The organism is Marinobacter daepoensis DSM 16072, assembly GCF_000421165.1.
Taxonomy (GTDB): Bacteria; Pseudomonadota; Gammaproteobacteria; order Pseudomonadales; family Oleiphilaceae; genus Marinobacter; species Marinobacter daepoensis.
On record NZ_ATWI01000009.1, the window covers coordinates 300,082 to 317,348 of the forward strand.

General features: G+C 56.3%; 15 protein-coding genes. 10 read left to right on the forward strand and 5 right to left on the reverse strand.

What is annotated here, in order from left to right:
• Positions 1-59 precede the first annotated feature (59 nt).
• From cysP to K325_RS0106880, 7 genes are all read left to right on the forward strand, one after another.
• Entirely contained in the window at positions 60-1,064 is a 1,005-nt protein-coding gene (gene cysP / locus K325_RS0106850; protein WP_029653527.1) for a thiosulfate ABC transporter substrate-binding protein CysP, read from the forward strand.
• A gap of 9 nt (positions 1,065-1,073) precedes the next feature.
• The gene (gene cysT / locus K325_RS0106855) at positions 1,074-1,946 is read left to right on the forward strand and encodes a sulfate/thiosulfate ABC transporter permease CysT (RefSeq protein WP_036193173.1); all 873 of its coding nucleotides are present in this window, start codon (positions 1,074-1,076) and stop codon (positions 1,944-1,946) included.
• Positions 1,947-2,804 (forward strand): sulfate ABC transporter permease subunit CysW, encoded by an 858-nt coding sequence (gene cysW, locus K325_RS0106860; protein WP_029653529.1) that lies wholly within the window; start codon positions 1,947-1,949, stop codon positions 2,802-2,804.
• A 1-nt stretch (position 2,805) separates the two neighbouring features.
• On the forward strand, positions 2,806-3,927 hold the full coding sequence (locus K325_RS0106865) for a sulfate/molybdate ABC transporter ATP-binding protein (protein WP_029653530.1): 1,122 nt from the start codon (positions 2,806-2,808) through the stop codon (positions 3,925-3,927).
• A gap of 177 nt (positions 3,928-4,104) precedes the next feature.
• On the forward strand, positions 4,105-5,601 hold the full coding sequence (locus K325_RS0106870; RefSeq protein ID WP_029653531.1) for a flavin-containing monooxygenase: 1,497 nt from the start codon (positions 4,105-4,107) through the stop codon (positions 5,599-5,601).
• Between the two features lie 66 nt (positions 5,602-5,667).
• Complete coding sequence (locus K325_RS0106875; RefSeq protein ID WP_029653532.1) at positions 5,668-6,342, forward strand: FadR/GntR family transcriptional regulator; 675 nt, start codon at positions 5,668-5,670, stop codon at positions 6,340-6,342.
• 3 nt (positions 6,343-6,345) lie between these two features.
• Positions 6,346-7,359 (forward strand): bile acid:sodium symporter family protein, encoded by a 1,014-nt coding sequence (locus K325_RS0106880; RefSeq protein ID WP_029653533.1) that lies wholly within the window; start codon positions 6,346-6,348, stop codon positions 7,357-7,359.
• On the opposite strand, the gene K325_RS0106885 is transcribed toward K325_RS0106880, so the two are convergent.
• Complete coding sequence (locus tag K325_RS0106885) at positions 7,324-8,004, reverse strand: J domain-containing protein (RefSeq protein ID WP_029653534.1); 681 nt, start codon at positions 8,002-8,004, stop codon at positions 7,324-7,326. The two genes, K325_RS0106880 and K325_RS0106885, sit on opposite strands and share 36 nt — an antisense overlap.
• 219 nt (positions 8,005-8,223) lie before the next feature.
• Between K325_RS0106885 and K325_RS0106890 the strand changes: the two genes are divergently transcribed.
• From K325_RS0106890 to K325_RS0106900, 3 genes are read left to right on the forward strand one after another with little or no spacing between them, the layout of a single operon-like run.
• The gene (locus K325_RS0106890; RefSeq protein ID WP_338047444.1) at positions 8,224-10,341 is read left to right on the forward strand and encodes a TonB-dependent receptor plug domain-containing protein; all 2,118 of its coding nucleotides are present in this window, start codon (positions 8,224-8,226) and stop codon (positions 10,339-10,341) included.
• A gap of 21 nt (positions 10,342-10,362) precedes the next feature.
• The gene (locus tag K325_RS0106895; protein WP_228128403.1) at positions 10,363-11,361 is read left to right on the forward strand and encodes an ABC transporter substrate-binding protein; all 999 of its coding nucleotides are present in this window, start codon (positions 10,363-10,365) and stop codon (positions 11,359-11,361) included.
• Positions 11,358-13,319 carry an ATP-binding protein gene (locus tag K325_RS0106900; protein ID WP_228128404.1) on the forward strand — a complete coding sequence of 654 codons (1,962 nt, stop codon included), beginning with the start codon at positions 11,358-11,360 and terminating at the stop codon, positions 13,317-13,319. The genes K325_RS0106895 and K325_RS0106900 overlap by 4 nt, the downstream gene beginning before the upstream one ends.
• Before the next feature lie 15 nt (positions 13,320-13,334).
• On the opposite strand, the gene gorA is transcribed toward K325_RS0106900, so the two are convergent.
• Genes gorA through gspL form a run of 4 tightly spaced genes read right to left on the reverse strand, consistent with a single transcriptional unit; the run spans position 13,335 to position 17,266 of the window.
• Positions 13,335-14,714 carry a glutathione-disulfide reductase gene (gene gorA / locus K325_RS0106905; RefSeq protein WP_228128405.1) on the reverse strand — a complete coding sequence of 460 codons (1,380 nt, stop codon included), beginning with the start codon at positions 14,712-14,714 and terminating at the stop codon, positions 13,335-13,337.
• Positions 14,714-15,385: a GNAT family N-acetyltransferase gene (locus tag K325_RS0106910; RefSeq protein WP_029653539.1), complete on the reverse strand. Its 672-nt coding sequence runs from the start codon at positions 15,383-15,385 to the stop codon at positions 14,714-14,716. Before K325_RS0106910 ends, gorA begins: the two co-directional genes overlap by 1 nt.
• A 38-nt stretch (positions 15,386-15,423) precedes the next feature.
• Positions 15,424-15,954 carry a type II secretion system protein GspM gene (gspM, locus tag K325_RS0106915; RefSeq protein WP_029653540.1) on the reverse strand — a complete coding sequence of 177 codons (531 nt, stop codon included), beginning with the start codon at positions 15,952-15,954 and terminating at the stop codon, positions 15,424-15,426.
• 4 nt (positions 15,955-15,958) lie between these two features.
• Positions 15,959-17,266, reverse strand: a complete 1,308-nt coding sequence (gene gspL / locus K325_RS0106920; RefSeq protein ID WP_029653541.1) for a type II secretion system protein GspL — start codon at positions 17,264-17,266, stop codon at positions 15,959-15,961.
• Position 17,267 lies beyond the last annotated feature (1 nt).

Consider the following 17,267-nt stretch of genomic DNA (forward strand, 5'->3'; position numbering starts at 1 on the left):
TAGAACCTTTTGTTAGATTGCTCCTCAGATTGGAACCATCTTTATTTGAGGAGCTCATCATGAAGCAACTATTCAAGGGTCTTGCGCTGGGTGCCGCCCTGCTTTCCGCCCAACCGGCTCTGGCTGCTGACCGGGAGCTACTCAATACCTCATACGACATTGCCAGAGAGCTGTTCGCCGCCTATAACGAAGCGTTCAAAAAACACTGGCAAGAAAAAACCGGCGAGACTGTCGAGATCAAACAGTCCCATGCAGGCTCATCCAAACAAGCCCAGGCCATCATTCAGGGTCTGAAAGCTGACGTTGCGACGTTCAACCAGGTTACCGACATCGATATTCTTCATCAGCGCGGCAAGCTGATTCCTGAAGACTGGGCTTCCCGTCTGCCAAACAACAGCTCCCCCTACTACTCGACGATGGCATTTCTGGTTCGCGAGGGTAATCCCAAGAATATCCAGAACTGGGACGATCTGGTACGTGAAGACGTCCAATTGGTCATGCCCAACCCGAAAACCTCTGGCAACGGCCGATACACCTATCTGGCCGCCCTCGGTTATGCGCAGGATCAGTTCGGCGACAATGAGGACAAGGTCGATCAGTTCATGGCGGAGCTTCTCGGGCAGGTTCGCGTGTTCGACAGTGGCGGCCGTGGCGCAACCACGACCTTTGTTGAGCGAGGAATCGGTGACGTCCTGCTGACTTTCGAGTCTGAGGTGCTGAACATTGCGGATCGCTTTGAAAATGGCGAGTACGTGGCGGTGACACCCAAAGTAAGCTTCCTTGCTGAATTTCCGGTGACCTGGATTGACGATTATGCGGAGCAGAACGGCACCGAAGCTCTGGCCAAAGAGTATCTGGAGCATCTTTACACGGAAGAATCCCAGCGACTTCTGGCCGGCTTTAACTACCGCGTCCACGACGCCGCCGTCAAAGCAGAAAATGCCGACCGCTTTCCGGACCTGAAACTCCTGTCTATTGACGACATTACTGGTGGCTGGGAAAACGCAATGTCTGATCATTTCAGCAGCGGCGGAAAACTGGACCAGTTACAGCGGCGTCGGTAAGAGGAAGCCATGACCACCTCAGCTCAAACAGGCGTCGCCCCCGTGCGGCGCCTTGGTCGTCGTCACAAGCGCGTTTTGCCGGGGTTCGGTCTGAGCCTCGGCATTTCGCTGTTTTTCGTCAGCCTGGTTCTTCTGCTTCCCATGACAGGGCTGGTGGTTGAAGCCTCCGGCATGACCTGGGACCAGTTCTGGTTTACCGTCACCGACCCACGGGTTGTCGAATCTTATAAGGTAACGCTCTGGACAGCGCTTGCCGCCTCGCTGTTCAACGGCCTCTTTGGCCTGCTGCTGGCGTGGGTCCTGGTACGCTATGAGTTTCCCGGCAAGCGTCTGATCGATGCTGTGGTAGACCTTCCTTTCGCGCTCCCGACAGCCGTTGCAGGCATTACGCTGGCCACCCTTTTTTCTCAAAACGGGTGGTACGGGCAGTGGCTGGCCAAGGCCGGGTTGGAGGTGGCCTTTACCCCGCTGGGCATCGTTGTAGCGATGGCCTTTACCAGCATTCCGTTTGTTGTCCGCACCGTCCAGCCAGTGCTGGAAGAACTCTCGCCAGCGGATGAGGAAGCTGCGGTCAGTCTTGGAGCCTCTGATGGGCGGGTGTTCCGGAAGGTTATTTTCCCCTCCCTGTGGCCCGCGATGGTGACCGGTGTCGCGCTGTCGTTCACCCGGAGCCTTGGTGAATTCGGGGCGATCATCTTCATCGCCGGCAATACCCCCTATGTCAGTGAAGTAACCAGTCTGATGATCTTTATCCGGCTTCAGGAGTACGACTACGCAGCCGCCAGCGCAATCGCAGCGATGGTGCTGCTGGCGTCGCTGATTCTTCTGTTTTCAATCAACCTGTGGCAAGGCCGCTATCTGCGGCGGCTGGAGGGGCGATAAATGGCGAGTCATAATCGCAGGATTGGAGATCAGCCGTGGGTTCGCCGCAGCCTTATTGGTCTGGCGATGGCCCTCACCATCATTCTGCTGGTCATTCCGGTGGTCCTGATCTTCGTGCAGGCTCTGGGGACGGGGTGGAGCACCTTTGCAGGAAATGTGCTGGACGAGTACACCCTCGACGCCATCGGCCTCACCCTGTTTGTCGCGGCGCTAACCGTACCGCTGAATCTGGTGTTCGGCACTGCTCTGGCCTGGTCAGTTACCCGGTTCCGTTTCCCCGGTCGCAAACTGCTGATCACCCTGATCGACATCCCTTTTGCGGTCTCCCCGGTTGTTGCCGGCTTGCTGTATCTGCTGCTGTATGGGCGCAATGGCTGGCTGGGGGGCTGGCTAAGCACTCACGACGTTCAGTTGATGTTCGCATGGCCAGGGATTGTTATGGTCACCGTCTTTGTAACCTGCCCTTTCGTGGCTCGTGAGCTCATCCCCCTGATGCAGCAGCAAGGCAGTGAAGAAGAGGAAGCCGGTGTGGTTCTTGGCGCATCCGGCTGGCGGATTTTCCGGAAGATTACGTTGCCTAACATCAAATGGGCTCTGATCTATGGCGTCGTTCTGACCAACGCACGTGCCGTTGGCGAATTTGGGGCGGTATCTGTGGTTTCTGGAAATATTCGAGGGGAAACCAATACCTTACCACTGCATGTTGAACTACTTTATCAGGATTACAACATCGCCGGAGCGTTCGCCAGTGCATCGCTTCTGGCAGGCATCGCCATTCTGACACTGATAGCAAAAGCATTCGTTGAGTGGCGCCAGTCCCAAACTGAAGACGCGGCGCCCGAAGAAGGAGGTGCGTGACATGAGTATCACCATTGATCAGATCAGCAAAAATTTCGGCGGATTCCAGGCGCTGAACAATGTCTCACTGGATATTCCCGAGGGGCAGCTAACCGCCCTTCTTGGCCCCTCCGGCTCGGGCAAAACCACATTGCTGAGAATCATCGCGGGCCTGGAGTCATCCGATTCAGGGCGCATTCTGTTCGGAGGCGATGACGTCAGTCAGTTGCACGTTCGGGACCGAAACATTGGCTTTGTTTTCCAGCACTACGCTTTGTTCCGTCACCTGACGGTCGCAGAAAACATTGCCTTCGGGCTTGAATCGCTACCCAGGAAACAGCGCCCCTCTAAACCCGACATCCGGCAGCGGGTGGCCAGGCTGCTTGAGATGATCCAGTTGCCAGAGCTGGCTAAGCGGTACCCGGCCCAGCTTTCCGGTGGGCAAAAACAACGCGTTGCCCTGGCTCGGGCGTTGGCAACTCAACCGAGAATTCTGCTTCTGGATGAACCGTTTGGAGCGCTCGACGCAAAAGTTCGAAAGGATCTTCGACGCTGGTTGCGAGCCCTGCACGACGAGTATCACTTCACAAGCATCTTCGTGACACACGATCAGGAAGAAGCTCTGGAGCTGTCTGACCAGGTTGTGGTGATGAGTCAGGGCAAGGTGGAGCAGGTTAATTCCCCAACCGGGCTGTACGCACGACCGGAAAGCCGCTTTGTGTTCGATTTTCTTGGCCATGTAAATGTGCTGGCTGGCGTCGTGAAGGGGCAAAAACTGGTTCAGGGCGATGCCTGGGTCTCTCTGCCAGCGGTCCGCAACGATCAGGAGGCTCAGCTTTACCTCCGTCCTCATGAGGTTCAGCTGGCCCGCACACCTTGCGCCCAGGCCAAACTGCCGTTGCGAATCGAAGCGATCAGTCTGATCGGGTCTGAAGTCCGAATCGAATTGGCACCGGAAGGATGGCAAAGCGACGAAATCTGGGAGATTGGCATGAGTCATGCCGAGTTCGCGCGCCAGAATCCGGCTCGTGGCGAGTTCTGGTACGCAGTGCCCGGTGTCGGCCACCTTTTTGTCGCCGACAGCGCTCAGCCCCGGACGATTGACTGGCAATACACCGAGGCGGCGAACGCCAGCAGCATGTAATCAAGCCTTCACAGCCCCGGCCGATGCGGCGGTCGGGGCTGCCTCCCTTCACATTCCATGGCGCGCGCTTTAGTCGTGGTGGGCGTTTCGGACAATGAATCTGATGGATTCGGACTTTGTATTGCCCAGAGACATCGTTATATTCAGTGATGACAATAACAACTATAAGGATGGCTCATGGCATACTCCCTACCGCACAAGCCTTCTGTCCTGATCATCGGTGCCGGATTCGGGGGCATCGGCATGGCGATAGCGCTAAAAAAGGCCGGTGTTCACCACCTGACGTTACTGGAAAAAGCGGGCGGTATCGGTGGTACCTGGCGCGACAACACCTACCCCGGTGCAGCCTGCGACGTACAATCCCACCTCTACTCATATTCCTTCGAGCCCAGGCACGACTGGCGGCGAAAATTCGGCACCCAGCCAGAGATTCTTGAATACATTGAGCACTGTGTTCACAAGTATCAGCTGGCGAGCCACATCCGGTTCAATCAGGCGGTTATGTCGGCGACTTTCGATGATCAGACCAATCAGTGGCGAGTCGTCACAGAAACCGGCAAAGAATTCTGTGCCGATGTTCTGATCACAGCCACCGGCCAGTTGAATCGCCCTGCCTGGCCGGCCCTGCAAGGGCTGGAGCGTTTTCGGGGCGACTGTTTTCATTCTGCACGATGGGATCATGATGTCAGTTTCAGAAACAAACGGGTTGCGGTTATCGGAACAGGAGCCAGCGCCATCCAGTTTGTTCCTGAGATAGTTTCTGAAGCCGGACACCTTGACCTCTACCAGCGCTCAGCGGCCTGGGTGCTGCCGAAACCCGATCGCACATTTACCCGCTTTGAGCAGGCCTTGTTCCAAAGGCTCCCCCTCTGGGACCGTGGGTATCGCAGCCTCCTGTACTGGAAGAACGAATCACGGGCCCTGGCATTCACGCGCTTTTCGTGGATTCTGGAGCTCTTTGCCCGGCAGGCCATCCGGGAAGCCCGGCGCTGGGTGACCGATCCGGACAAGCTCAGGCGACTGATTCCGGATTATCGGATTGGTTGCAAGCGCATCCTGATCTCCAATGACTGGTATCGCGCGGTGAATCAGCCACACGTGAATCTGATCAGCGATGAAATCACGAACGTTGACGAAACCGGTATCGTCTCAGCAACCGGAGAGCACCGGCCAGTCGACATCATTGTTCTGGGCACCGGGTTCCGGGCCAGCGAATTTCTCTCTCCAATCCACATTACGGGACGCCATGGCCAATCCCTGAATGAGGCGTGGAGCCAGGGGGCCAAAGCCTTCAAAGGCATTTCAGTGAGCGGCTTTCCAAACCTGTTTATGCTTTATGGGCCAAACACCAATCTTGCCCACAGCTCTATCCTGTTTATGCTCGAATCCCAGTATCGCTACATCATGAGCGCGCTGCAGGCTCTGGCTCGCTATCCGCAGGCTGCAATGGACGTGCGGGAAGACCGGCAAACCCGCTACTGCCAGGTGATTCAACAAGGCCTGAAAGGGAGTGTATGGGAAGCCGGATGCTCTTCCTGGTATCTGGACAAACATGGTAACAACACAGTGAACTGGCCAGGGTTCACCTTCAGCTACCGGTTTGCCACACGGTCTGTGGATACGGCGGACTATCAGTTCCTGCGCCCCCTGGCGGAGCCTCCTGACCGGGATTGATCCGTTGGTTGAATTTTAAAAAAATTCATAGGATGATTGGGTCATCATATAGAGGGATGATCCGACATGCTAACACCGATACGGAAAGGCTCACTGGTCGAAACCGCCATTGAAAGCCTCAGACAAACTATTGAGAACGGCGACTGGCAGGTGGGTGCTCGCTTACCCGTAGAGGCAGATCTTTCGGATGCTTTGGGTGTTAGCCGCAACACGATACGGGAAGCGGTTCGGGTGCTTGTTCACGTTGGCATGCTCGAAACCCGGCAGGGTGATGGCACTTATGTAAGGGCCAGCCGGGATGCAGGCGAAACGCTCCGGCGCATTGCCCGCAGCAGACTTGCCGAACAGATTGAAGTCAGAATCATGCTGGAAACGGAGGCTGCAAGACTGGCAGCCAGAAGACGCTCTGACGCGGACCTGAAAGCCATGACCAGCGCTCTGGATGACCGCGCTGCGTCTGGCGATCAGGTTTTAGAGCGCATCAGACACGATGAGCGCTTCCATCATGCCCTCGTGCGGGCGTCCCACAATGCAGCGCTGATTGAACTTTATGACTACTTCTCCAACGCCGTCAGCCAGACCATTGAGCGCACAGAAATGGATTCCGACCTTCCGGAGCCCTCTCAGGAAGACCACGAACTCCTGCTGGCGGCGGTTCGAAGAGGAGACAGCGAGAAGGCCGAATCGCTTTCCAGGTCACTCCTCACCCCCAGTCTGAACGTTCTGGCCGGGGAGCATTGAGTGATGAAATTCCGGATCGACCCCTTTACCCTGTTACTGCTCGGTGCCATTGTTCTGGCGTCTTTTTTGCCGGTAACCGGACAAGCTGCCGACGCCCTGGCCACCACAGGGACTCTTGCCGTTGCGCTGTTATTTTTTTTGCATGGAGCCGCCCTGTCCCGGCAGCAGATCATTGATGGTGCCACTCACTGGCGCCTGCACATCCTGATCACCGCCCTCACCTTCGTGTTCTTCCCTCTCGCGGTGCTTCCGGTCAATGAGCTTAGCGCTATCGCGCCTCAATGGATGCCGGAGGATCTTGGGCTGGGTTTCCTTTACCTTGGCGTTCTGCCGTCTGCAGTGTCGTCTTCTATCGCCTACACCGCCATGGCCCGGGGGAACGTTCCTGCCGCCATCTGCAGCGCGGCTGCCTCCAATGTATTTGGAATGATGCTCACCCCATTCCTTCTGCTCTTGCTGGTCTCGACGTCAGGAGCCGGAGAGTTCTCAGTGGCGGAGGCGCTCAAGGATATTGTTCTGCAGTTACTGCTGCCGTTTGCTGCCGGCCATGCCTTGCGGCCATGGCTGGGTGGCTATCTTTCCCGGAATGAAGCCTTGATGGCTCGTTACGATCAGTGTGTTATCTGGATCATTGTCTATTCGGCCTTCTCACACTCGGTGGTGAGTGGGCTCTGGCAGAACCTGCCGGTCCAGGCGATCGTGCTCGCCATTCTGATCTGTGCGGGCCTGCTCTTACTGTTCATGCTGGTAGCCAGGCTGATGGTTCGAAAGCTGGGCTTCAGCCTGGAAGACGAAGCCGCTGTTGTGTTCTGCGGCTCAAAGAAAAGCCTGGCCTCCGGACTGCCCATGGCTAAGGTCCTGTTTTCAGGGCATCCGGGGTTCGGCATGATTGTCTTGCCCATCATGTGCTACAACCAGATTCAGGTGATCGTCGGCGCTATTCTGGCTCAGAAGTACCGCCAGAAAATAGAAAGGGCGAACTCAGCCGCCCCCCATACCACCGAACAGAGTGGCTAGAATGATCAGACCTACGATCCATCCGATTACAGCCGGCCAGAAATTAACCATCTGAGGTGGCTGGTCGGCGGGCTCTCCATTGTCTGCGCCACCGTTTACCATCTCCACTTCAGGGTAGCTCCGGGGGTCTTGCTCTACCTCAAGATCGTGCAGGCTGAACCATTCGAACCAATCGCCCAGAAAACGGGCGACTGGATTGGTCAAGGCTCCATTCTCGGCAAGTGGGCGAATCTGCGATTCCAGCAGCCGGGCAATCTCCCGGCGAACTGGCATTCGGTCAGCCGGGGGCTCGCAGAGAATCGCCTTCCAGACTGCTACGTCCTGTTGCCGGTAATTGTCATTCATCAGGGCCTTGACCTGAATCGCGACCTCCCGAACCACTTGCGTTTCTTCTGCGCTCAACGTCTCCCCTGCTGAATCATCCGGTTGCTCTTCACCCTTTGCGGCTACGGCTTCCACGGGCGCCACCTCTGCACGCGGCGGAGAGGATGCCTCAGGAGGCCGCCCCCCGGTCGCTTCCCGGTACGCCTGCGCCAGAGCACGGGCTTCTTCCTCAGAAGCAAACTTGAGCTGGCGCTCATAAGCCTGGCGAATAGCTTCGGCGTCGCCGGTTGGCTCAATCCCGAGAAGATCCCAACAATTCATACAGCAGTAACTCCAATCATGGAAAATCGGTAATCTTTATGAAGACAAATCCGGCTCCCTACCTTAGGATTAGTTGAGAACCAGAACAAAATAGATATCTCGGCAAATTATAGAACGACACTCATGCCTATTACGAATTACCAAGACGCAAAACGTCCTGTCCCGTTTCCATTATCCAAATATTTCTGGGTGCCTGTTTCATTAGCCACGGCACTGTTCATGGCAAGCGGGCCCAGGGCGGCCCAGGCACTGCCCCCGGAGTTCAGCACGGATTTGTCGGGTTTGAACACCGAGATTCCGGAAGTCCTGACCACCACACGCCTACGACAGCCAAAAACCCGGGTGCCAGGCAGCACCACCGTCATCGAGGGTGATCTGATCCGGGACCTGGGCATCAAGAATTTGTATGAGGTGTTCCGGCTGGTTCCCGGCATGGTCGTGAATTTCGTCGCCAGCCATCAGCCGGTAACCACCTATCATGGCACAGTTCACTACGAACAACGACGTATGCAGGTTCTGGTTGACGGCCGCACCGCTCACAGAGCAACGCTGTCGGACATGGACTGGGAAACCATGCCCGTGCCCCTTGAGCTGATTGAGCGAATTGAAGTTGCTCGCGGCCCCAACTCAGCGGCCTATGGCATCAATGCGTTTCTCGGTTCAATCAACATCATCACACGCGATCCGTCGGATAGCAGCAACCTGGAAACGACCATCACCTCGGGATCACGGGGCTATCTCCGGAGCTTCGCCTCCACCGGGAATGGAAGCTCGAACTACGACTGGCGCCTGAGCTTCGAAAAGCGAAAGTTTGACGGCTTCGACTATCAGGTCGATGATGGTCAGCGCTTCCCGTTCCGGGACGGACACGACATCAATTCCTTCCTGTACGACTCCCGCTTTAATTTTAACCGGCAATCCAATCTGGAGTTTCGGGCGGGTGTGGTAGACGGGGTTAAGTACCAGGACCGAAATAAAACGGGTGAACTGAATCCGCTGGAGCACCCGGATGTTGACGTTCGCGACTTCTACCTGCAAGGCAAGCTCAACCATAGCCTTTCAGAGCAGCACTTTTTTCATGTGCAGGCCAGCGTGGAAAATTTTGATCGTCGCATAGAATACCCGGTCAGCTTTCCCGACAGCATTGCCCAGTGCCTTAGCAGCAACACACCGATTTTCGAATATACCGATGTTGGTGGGAACCCGGAGCAATTGTGCCTGAACCCTCAGGGTGGCCCCGACCTCTACGCAGATGTTAATGCAAATTCCGAAGATACCCGCCTTGAGCTGGAGTTTCAGGATACGTTGCTGGTTTCCGATAACCTTAAGTTTGTCAGCGGTGCCGGATTCCGTAAAGACATCTTCCGATCGGACACTTATTTCAATGGGCGGGGAAACAACTACCAGTCCCGGGTTTTCGGCAACGTGGAGTACAGCCCCAAAACCTGGCTGACCCTGAATGCCGGTGGTAACTGGGAGCGCACAAGCACAACCGACGACAGTTATTTTTCACCTCGTCTGGCAACCAATTTTATTCTGAATCACAACCATGCCATAAGGATTGTATACTCTCAGGCGGTTCGGACTCCGGACGGTTTCGAGCAGGACCCGGATTGGGGGTACACACTCTACAACGTGAGGCCAGAGCTGTATTCAAATCTTGAGGGTCGACGCATCACCATCAACGATGTTGTAGAAGAGCCTCAGAGACTGACCCTGGGCAACCACCTGGAGGAGGAAAGACTGACCTCTCAGGAAATCAGTTACTTTGGCCAATTCCCTCTGGAACAGGCCCTGCTTTCTCTGGAGATCCGGGTGTTCCGGGACGAGCTCCGCGACATGATCAGCGGCGTCATTCAGCTTCAGGAATGGACCATAGACAACAACGTGGAGGCGGACCAGAAAGGGTTCGAACTGGAAGCCACCCTGGACTTCCCTGGTACTCGCCTGAGAGCGAGCTACGGCTATATGGATCAGGATACCCGTTACACGGGAGGGCCGATTCTCAACCGCGACGGCACTATTAACGAGAATGAACAACGTTACCAGACCGAACTTCTTGAGCGTTTATCCGTTCGTCACTCGGGGAGTCTCGCCGTTATTCAGGATCTGCCATTAGGCCTTAAGTGGTCCGGCGCCTTCTATTGGGCCGATGAGTTTAAGACCCATTTCGAACGATTTGATACCCGGCTTGTCAAACAGGTTGTGCAGCCAAGATACACTGCAGAGCTTGCATTTACGATGCAACACTACCTCAACCGGGATCCTGAACTAAGCTCAGACAATAACATCAAAGACGCAAATCAGTTTTTCGTAGAAGCCGGCATTCGCTTCTGACGCAGGGAACAAACACCATCAATGGAATGGACCAGTTGTCCGATTATGTATAAGGGGTTCCGCCAGCATGAAAAGCGGATAAGCCGCTCCTCGTTCCTGGCCAGACACGGTTTTTGGCTGTTGTTCTTGCTGTTCACCGCCCCGTTGGCTGACCACTCTCAGGCAGCAGCCCCGCCCGTCGCCTACATTGCCGGTTCCGGAAACACCGCCCTTGATCACCATGTGACACAACTCCTGGAACAGCAGCTGGGAAACACTGCGACGTTAAAACCGCTGGCCGACAACGATCTGGCCTCAATCCGAAAAACACCAGTGATTACCATCGGCCCGACGGCATTTTCACGCGTTCGCCAGGCGAACCGGGAGATACCGGTTCTGGCATTACTGGTCGCAAGAAAATTCATCCAAAGCTATATCGAACGATCTCCGGGCCGCATCTCGGCGGTTTATTACGACGTGCCGCTACTACGCCAGGCCCTGACGGGTAAAGCCATTCTCCCTCAGGCTAACCGGGTGGCCATGCTCGCAACGACAGAGAGCGCAGAGCTCTACGAGCCGCTCATCGACCAGCTCAAAGGCTATGATCTGGATGCCAAGGTGTTCATCGCTGATACCGAGGACCAACTGATACCAACACTGATCCGCGCCCTTAGCTACGGGGATTTCCTGCTTGCCGGGCCGGACGACACCATTTATAACCCCAGAAATATCAAACACATCCTTTTAACGGCCTACCGGCGTAACCGGATACTGATCGGCCCAAGCCAGGCCTACGTCAAAGCCGGGGCCCTTGCGTCCAGCTACGCTCCGTTTTCCTCGATGGCAAAAGAGGCAGGTGGTCTGTTGCTGGCGTACCTGAGTACCGGGAATTTTCCATCCCCGGTTTACCCTGACGAATACCGGATTGAAGTTAATCAACAAGTTGCCCGGTCTCTCAATATTCCATTACCCGCGCGTGAATGGATCGCCCAATCGGTACAGAACATGATCAATATCGACGATCCGGAGGCAGGCCCGTGAGCAGCTCTGTCAGCCTTCCCCGCATGTCACTATCACGCCGGCTCCTGTTATTAGGTGCCCTGCCCGCAGTGGTCATTTTTGCCGCCCTGATGGTGTTCTTTACCTCGGCCCGTCTGGACGATGCGCGCCGGGATCTTGCCCAGAGCTCCCAGATGCTGGCAGACAGCCTGGCACCAGCACTGGAATATGCCGTGGTGTCCGGTAACACGCTCGCACTGGAACAGATACTCAGGCAGTCCCTGAAACACAGCAAAGCCGAGTGGATTCGGGTAACCGATGTGGCTGGGGAGGAGCTGGGTTTCGTCAGTCATGACGGGGCATCTTCAAGAGCATTGAGCCCGGCATTTGATGTCTATAGAACAGAAATCCTTCAGGAGCCGCTCGAGATCGGCTCAGAGAGCATGGCTGACTGGTTCACCGTCGGCTGGGGACTCAGCTCCGGGGCTCTGCGGGTGGGTACCGTTGAAGTCGGGGTCAGCCAGAACGTCCTTGAAGCGCGACAACAAGACATCCTCTGGTCATCCATTACGGTTGGCGTGGCGTTGCTGCTGTTCACGTTATTGCTGGTCAATCATTTCCTGAATAACGTCCTTCAACCCATGCGGCAACTCTCCAGCCGGGTCGGCCGGCTGATTATCGGTGACTACGAGGCACAGCCGGTCGCAACAAAAGGCAGCACTCGTGAGATCGCTGAAATTCAACAACAACTGAATGAACTTGCCGAACACCTTGAAGCGCTTCGGTCAGCCCGGGACCAGACTCTGGCCGTTTCCGAAACGGCCCGGGAAAAAGCAGAGTATGCCAGCCAGGCTAAATCAGAATTTCTGGCAACAATGAGTCATGAGCTGCGGACCCCATTAAACGGCGTACTCGGTATGCTCGACCTTGTCCGGGCGGAGCCCCTGACCAGGCGCCAGCATGACTATCTCACCACTGCGCAGCAATCCACCGAGGACCTGCTTACTGTGATCTCAGACATTCTGGATTATGCCCGGATGGACAGTGGCAACCATATACTCGAAAAACAGGCTTTTGATCTTCGCGCCCTGTTCTCCAACTGCGTGGCGTCGTACCGCCACGCAGCAGTGCAGCAAGGGCTTGTTCTAGAAGCTCAGTTTCTCGGAGACTGGCCTTCACGCCCTCTGGTCGTGGGTGATGCACCACGGGTCCGACAGGTTCTTGCCGGCTTAATCGACAACTCGCTGAAATTCACCACAGAGGGTTTTATCACCATCCGGATGAACTGGTTGGATCTTGATAAGCAGTCGGCTCTGGTTCAATGTGTCGTGACGGATTCTGGCACCGGCATTCCCGCAGAGCGACTGCAGAGCGTTTTCAATAGTTTTGAGCAGGTAGACAGCGGGGATAATCGGGCCCACAGCGGCACAGGGCTCGGGCTATCCCTGGTCCAGCGCCTGGTTGAGCTGATGGGCGGGCATGTACACGTGGATTCCGACATAGGCCAGGGCTCATCGTTCCGGTTTGAGCTGCCGTTCGAGTTAGCCCACCAGGAGCCACCAGCACCCGGTGCTATAGAACCGACATCAGGGGCCGCCCGGGCATTGGTGGTTGAAGATAACCTGGTGAACCAAAAAGTAACCGAAGCCCTGTTGCGCAAAATCGGCTTCCAAACCGACGTAGTGCCCTGTGGCTCGGAGGCGGTTAACCGACTGAAGAAGGAGCAACAGGGATACGACGTTATCCTGATGGATTGTCAGATGCCGGTGATGGACGGTTACGAGGCTACCCGCATGATTCGCGAGTGGGAATTAGGCAACGGCCAGAACAGCATCCCGATCATCGCCTTGACGGCCGATGTCTCTGCTGAAACCGAACATGCCTGCAAGGCCGCAGGCATGAACGACTACCTCACCAAACCCATACGCAAGGACACGCTCACCGAAGTGCTGTCCCGATGGGTTCAGATGACCCTCAGAGAAAACGCCAGGGAAAGTTAGCCCTGGCATAGCGCTTCAGGCAACCGGCTCCCGCATCGTGACAAACTCTTCAGCCGAGGTTGGGTGAATACCCATTGTGGCATCAAACTGCGCCTTGGTTGCCCCTGCCTTGATGGCCACCGCCAGGCCTTGAATAATCTCACCCGCATCAGGGCCAACCATGTGGGCTCCCAGCACTTGATCGGACGCGTCATCCACAATGAGCTTCATCAGGCATCTTTCATCCCGGCCACTCAGGGTGTATTTCATCGGTCGGAATTCGGACCGGTAAACGCGCAGCGTGTGCCCCGCCTGGCGCGCTTCTTCTTCAGTCAGGCCCACCGTTCCGATGTTTGGCTGACAGAAGACTGCTGTGGGGATGGCACTGTAGTCCATCTCCCCTTGCCCATCACCAAACAGCCGCCGGGACAGCACCATGGCCTGGGCCAGCGCTACCGGGGTCAGTTGAGGTGTCCCGATGACATCACCAAGCGCCGTGATTGACGGCACCGCCGTCTGAAAATGATCGTCTACCCGGACATGGCCTGAGGCGTTGATCTCAACCCCAAGTTCTTCCAGCCCCAGCCCATCCACCAAAGCCCGGCGCCCTGTGGCTGCCATCACCAGCCCGGTCTCAAGGCTGGAACCATCATTCAGGTTAACCTGATAATGGGCATTGAGCTGCTCGACAGACTCAATCGTCACATTAAACCGAAGGTCCACGCCTTTCTTGCGCATCTCCTGCTCGGTAAACGCCCGCACGTCTTCGTCAAACCCTCTCAGAAAACGCTCTCCCCGGTACAAAAGCGTGGTTTCAACCCCGAGCCCTGCCAATATGCCGGCAAACTCAACCGCAATGTACCCGCCACCCCAGACGACCGCGTGCCTGGGCAGCTGGGGAAGGTAAAACATCTCGTTGGAGGTTAGCAGGAGTTCCTTGCCGGGAATATCCGGCACCACCGGCCAGCTGCCGGTCGCAACGGTTATGTGTGCCGCTGAATAAGTCTTGTCCCCTACGACAACGGTCTGAGGGTCTCGGATGCTGGCCGTCCCCTCAATGATGGTGACCCCGGCATTTTCCAACAAACGACCGTAGATGCCATTCAGGCGTTCGATTTCGGCATTTTTGTTGGCCACCAGTGTCGGCCAGTCGAACGTAACGTCATCGGTCGGCACCGACCAGCCATATCCCTCTGCATCCTCAAGCTCATCCCTGACATGCGCCCCGTAAACAAACAGTTTTTTCGGGACACACCCTACGTTAACGCAGGTTCCGCCCAGATAGCGGGACTCGACCACCGCTACCCGTGCACCACGCTGTGCAGACATCCGTGCCAGCCGCACACCGCCGGAACCGGCGCCAATGACAATCAGATCAAAATCATGGCTCTCAGACACAGTATCTCCTGTTAACATCAAAATGACTGTTTCGCGGGCTCCCGTGCCTGACGTTCGGCAGGGATCACATCGCGGAATAAAACATGATCCTCGAAATCGCCCAGACGAATCTTGCCGAGGCTTCGGAACCCTTCTGATTGGTAGAACGGCAGATATCGGCTGTTTCCGGTATCCAGTACCAGACCATGGCCTCTGGGGTTATCTTCACAAAGTCGTTCTACCGCCTGCAGTATCATCCGACCATACCCCTTATGCTGATACTTGGGGTTGACGCCCATCAAAGGCAACTGATGGGCCTGGCGCTGTGGCAAAAGTTCCCGGATTTTCTGATGATATTCCAGATAACGCCGGGTTGACGAAAAGCCAGCGGTCAACACCATCCGTACCCGCCACCCGAACTGGTCCGCGAGGTTTATCCTGAGTTCCGGCTCACCAAGAAACGCGACCGCCACCAGAGTGTCATCAATCATCACGCCGACCGCTTCCTGATTGAGCTCCAGATAAAGGTCGATCAATTCCCGGATCGTCGCCCTTACTCGCTGGTTATAGCCTGGTTTACGATGATCAAAAAGGTACTGAAAGGTGGGGTCTTCGCGGTACGCATGGAACAGGACCGACTGCGCTTCATTTCTTGCGGTCTCATCCAGGCGAACCAGCACTGCCCCGGCATTATTGTTGTTTTCTGCCATGGTGTTGCCTCTCTTTACCGATAAGTTCACACCCCGGGTCAGATTGTCAGAGTGAGCCTGACCGATACCTGACCGGGCTCATTGCCTCTATCCAATGCCGCCTGGTCGATCATCACGCCATGATTGCCATTAAGGCGCTCTAGCCACGACGCAACATCAGCATAGCCGGCGTTCTCAAGCCACACCCGGATAGCGCTATCCCCGCTGGGCTCGAAACGTTGCAACGAGAGGCCAGCTTCTCCTGCGGAGCGAGTGACCAGCGCCATCAGTGCGCGCCCGTCTTCCGGTTTGTCTGCCGCAGAAGACGACGCTGCGTTACCGCCCCCCCCCAGTTGCTCGATGGAGGCCTGATTCGCCTGCATCCAGGCCACAAGCTCACCGGCATTCTCGCGACTCGCGGTCGCCCGGTCATGAAACTGCGTAACGGGCCGCCAGATCAATAAATAAATCAGCGCCAGCAGCAAAGCGAGACTGAGCACCGTAAGCGCCTGACGATCTCGAGTGGGGAGCTGGTCGTACCGTGCAATCAGCTTGCCGACGGCTGGCTGGTCTTTGATGCGTGACCACATGACATTATCCTCCTGAAACCGTCAAACGACCGCGAGCGCCACTGGATTCATTGACGACGGATCCTATCTGCGCCTGTAAACCTGCGTTGCTCAGGCCGTTGCGCAAGCGACTTAAACGATCATAGCTGTCAGCCCGGATATCCACCACCAGCTCACCCCGGCTTCGGCTGTAGTTAATCGAATTAAACGTGACAGCGCCGGGGTTCTGCAAACGCCCATACTGATCCCCGGTGTATTTCATCAGGGTAATGAAATCAACCTCAGGCCCCTGTGATCCCGCCATACGAAGCTGCCCTTCAATGACCCGCCGGACGTTCCCCGCGTGAGTGCGACGGTCTGACGGGAAAGCCTTCCGGTAAATCGTCATTGCCTGGGCCTCAAGCTGGTCGGCCTGTTTCTGCTGGTATACCCCCATGCCAATTTCCAGCCCCATCTGGATCACAAACCAGAGCGATGCAACGGCAATCAGCGGCTTCCAGGGTTTCAGCGGACTGCTCCCTTCCCGTTTGGGTGAAAACGGGCCCTGACACAGGTTGATGGGTTCACACAGATGCTGATAGTGCGACCAGGCCAGCAATTCGATGGCCGAAAACTCCAGTGGTTTTTTCTCAAGTCGCATATGCCCGGTGCTGCCAGCCAGTTCACTGACCAGAGCCTCGCTGGATTCCAGTTCTGTTTCAGAGCCATACAGTGTCACCGGAATCTCTGCCACAACCTCATCAGATGAGGGCGCGGCCAGAGTTACGGCCAGCATCGGCAGATTGCTGGCCTGCATTCTCAGCCACTCACCGCGCTGGCTTCGCAGTATGGCGAAGTCACCATCGAGGCAGATCGCCCAAGCCGACTCACCCACCGGTAACAGCGCCGCATCCGGGTAGATCGCCTCCAGCTGCGTGTGGTACCAGCCATCAAAAAGTTCACGCCAATGGGCCATCTGCTCCCGGTCGATACCGGCAACCAGATACCCGTCCGGCGTGTGAGGCCCCAGAGCCAGATGCACCGAATCAATATCCTGAGCAACCTGTTCTTCTACCGCATACGGCAATGCCTGCTGAATGAAACGGTTCTGTCTGGCAGGAATGTCAGCGACACAGAAGACCGCCTCATCACCAGGCACCAAGCCAATCAGAAGTACTTTTTCCAGTGCATTCTGTGCCAGGGTCTGTTCGATGTTTTCCCTGGTATCGGCCTCGCCTCGTGCCTGGGCATCGCCACCGGCATCCTGAAGCACCCAGCTGAACAGCTGGGTATCGGGGCTCTGGTCCGGGGCCATGTACGGGGGCACGGGCCGGACAAAAAGGCGGTAAGACATG

What these genes read in the sequence shown, in the direction of transcription:
- K325_RS0106890 (WP_338047444.1), top strand. Translation starts at nt 8,224, where the DNA reads ATGGCAAGCGGGCCCAGGGCGGCCCAGGCACTGCCCCCGGAGTTCAGC.
- K325_RS0106910 (WP_029653539.1), bottom strand. Translation starts at nt 15,385, where the DNA reads ATGGCAGAAAACAACAATAATGCCGGGGCAGTGCTGGTTCGCCTGGAT.
- K325_RS0106875 (WP_029653532.1), top strand. Translation starts at nt 5,668, where the DNA reads ATGCTAACACCGATACGGAAAGGCTCACTGGTCGAAACCGCCATTGAA.
- cysP (WP_029653527.1), top strand. Translation starts at nt 60, where the DNA reads ATGAAGCAACTATTCAAGGGTCTTGCGCTGGGTGCCGCCCTGCTTTCC.
- K325_RS0106880 (WP_029653533.1), top strand. Translation starts at nt 6,346, where the DNA reads ATGAAATTCCGGATCGACCCCTTTACCCTGTTACTGCTCGGTGCCATT.
- K325_RS0106870 (WP_029653531.1), top strand. Translation starts at nt 4,105, where the DNA reads ATGGCATACTCCCTACCGCACAAGCCTTCTGTCCTGATCATCGGTGCC.
- K325_RS0106865 (WP_029653530.1), top strand. Translation starts at nt 2,806, where the DNA reads ATGAGTATCACCATTGATCAGATCAGCAAAAATTTCGGCGGATTCCAG.
- cysW (WP_029653529.1), top strand. Translation starts at nt 1,947, where the DNA reads ATGGCGAGTCATAATCGCAGGATTGGAGATCAGCCGTGGGTTCGCCGC.
- K325_RS0106895 (WP_228128403.1), top strand. Translation starts at nt 10,363, where the DNA reads ATGGAATGGACCAGTTGTCCGATTATGTATAAGGGGTTCCGCCAGCAT.
- gspM (WP_029653540.1), bottom strand. Translation starts at nt 15,954, where the DNA reads ATGTGGTCACGCATCAAAGACCAGCCAGCCGTCGGCAAGCTGATTGCA.
- K325_RS0106885 (WP_029653534.1), bottom strand. Translation starts at nt 8,004, where the DNA reads ATGAATTGTTGGGATCTTCTCGGGATTGAGCCAACCGGCGACGCCGAA.
- cysT (WP_036193173.1), top strand. Translation starts at nt 1,074, where the DNA reads ATGACCACCTCAGCTCAAACAGGCGTCGCCCCCGTGCGGCGCCTTGGT.
- gorA (WP_228128405.1), bottom strand. Translation starts at nt 14,714, where the DNA reads ATGTTAACAGGAGATACTGTGTCTGAGAGCCATGATTTTGATCTGATT.
- gspL (WP_029653541.1), bottom strand. Translation starts at nt 17,266, where the DNA reads ATGTCTTACCGCCTTTTTGTCCGGCCCGTGCCCCCGTACATGGCCCCG.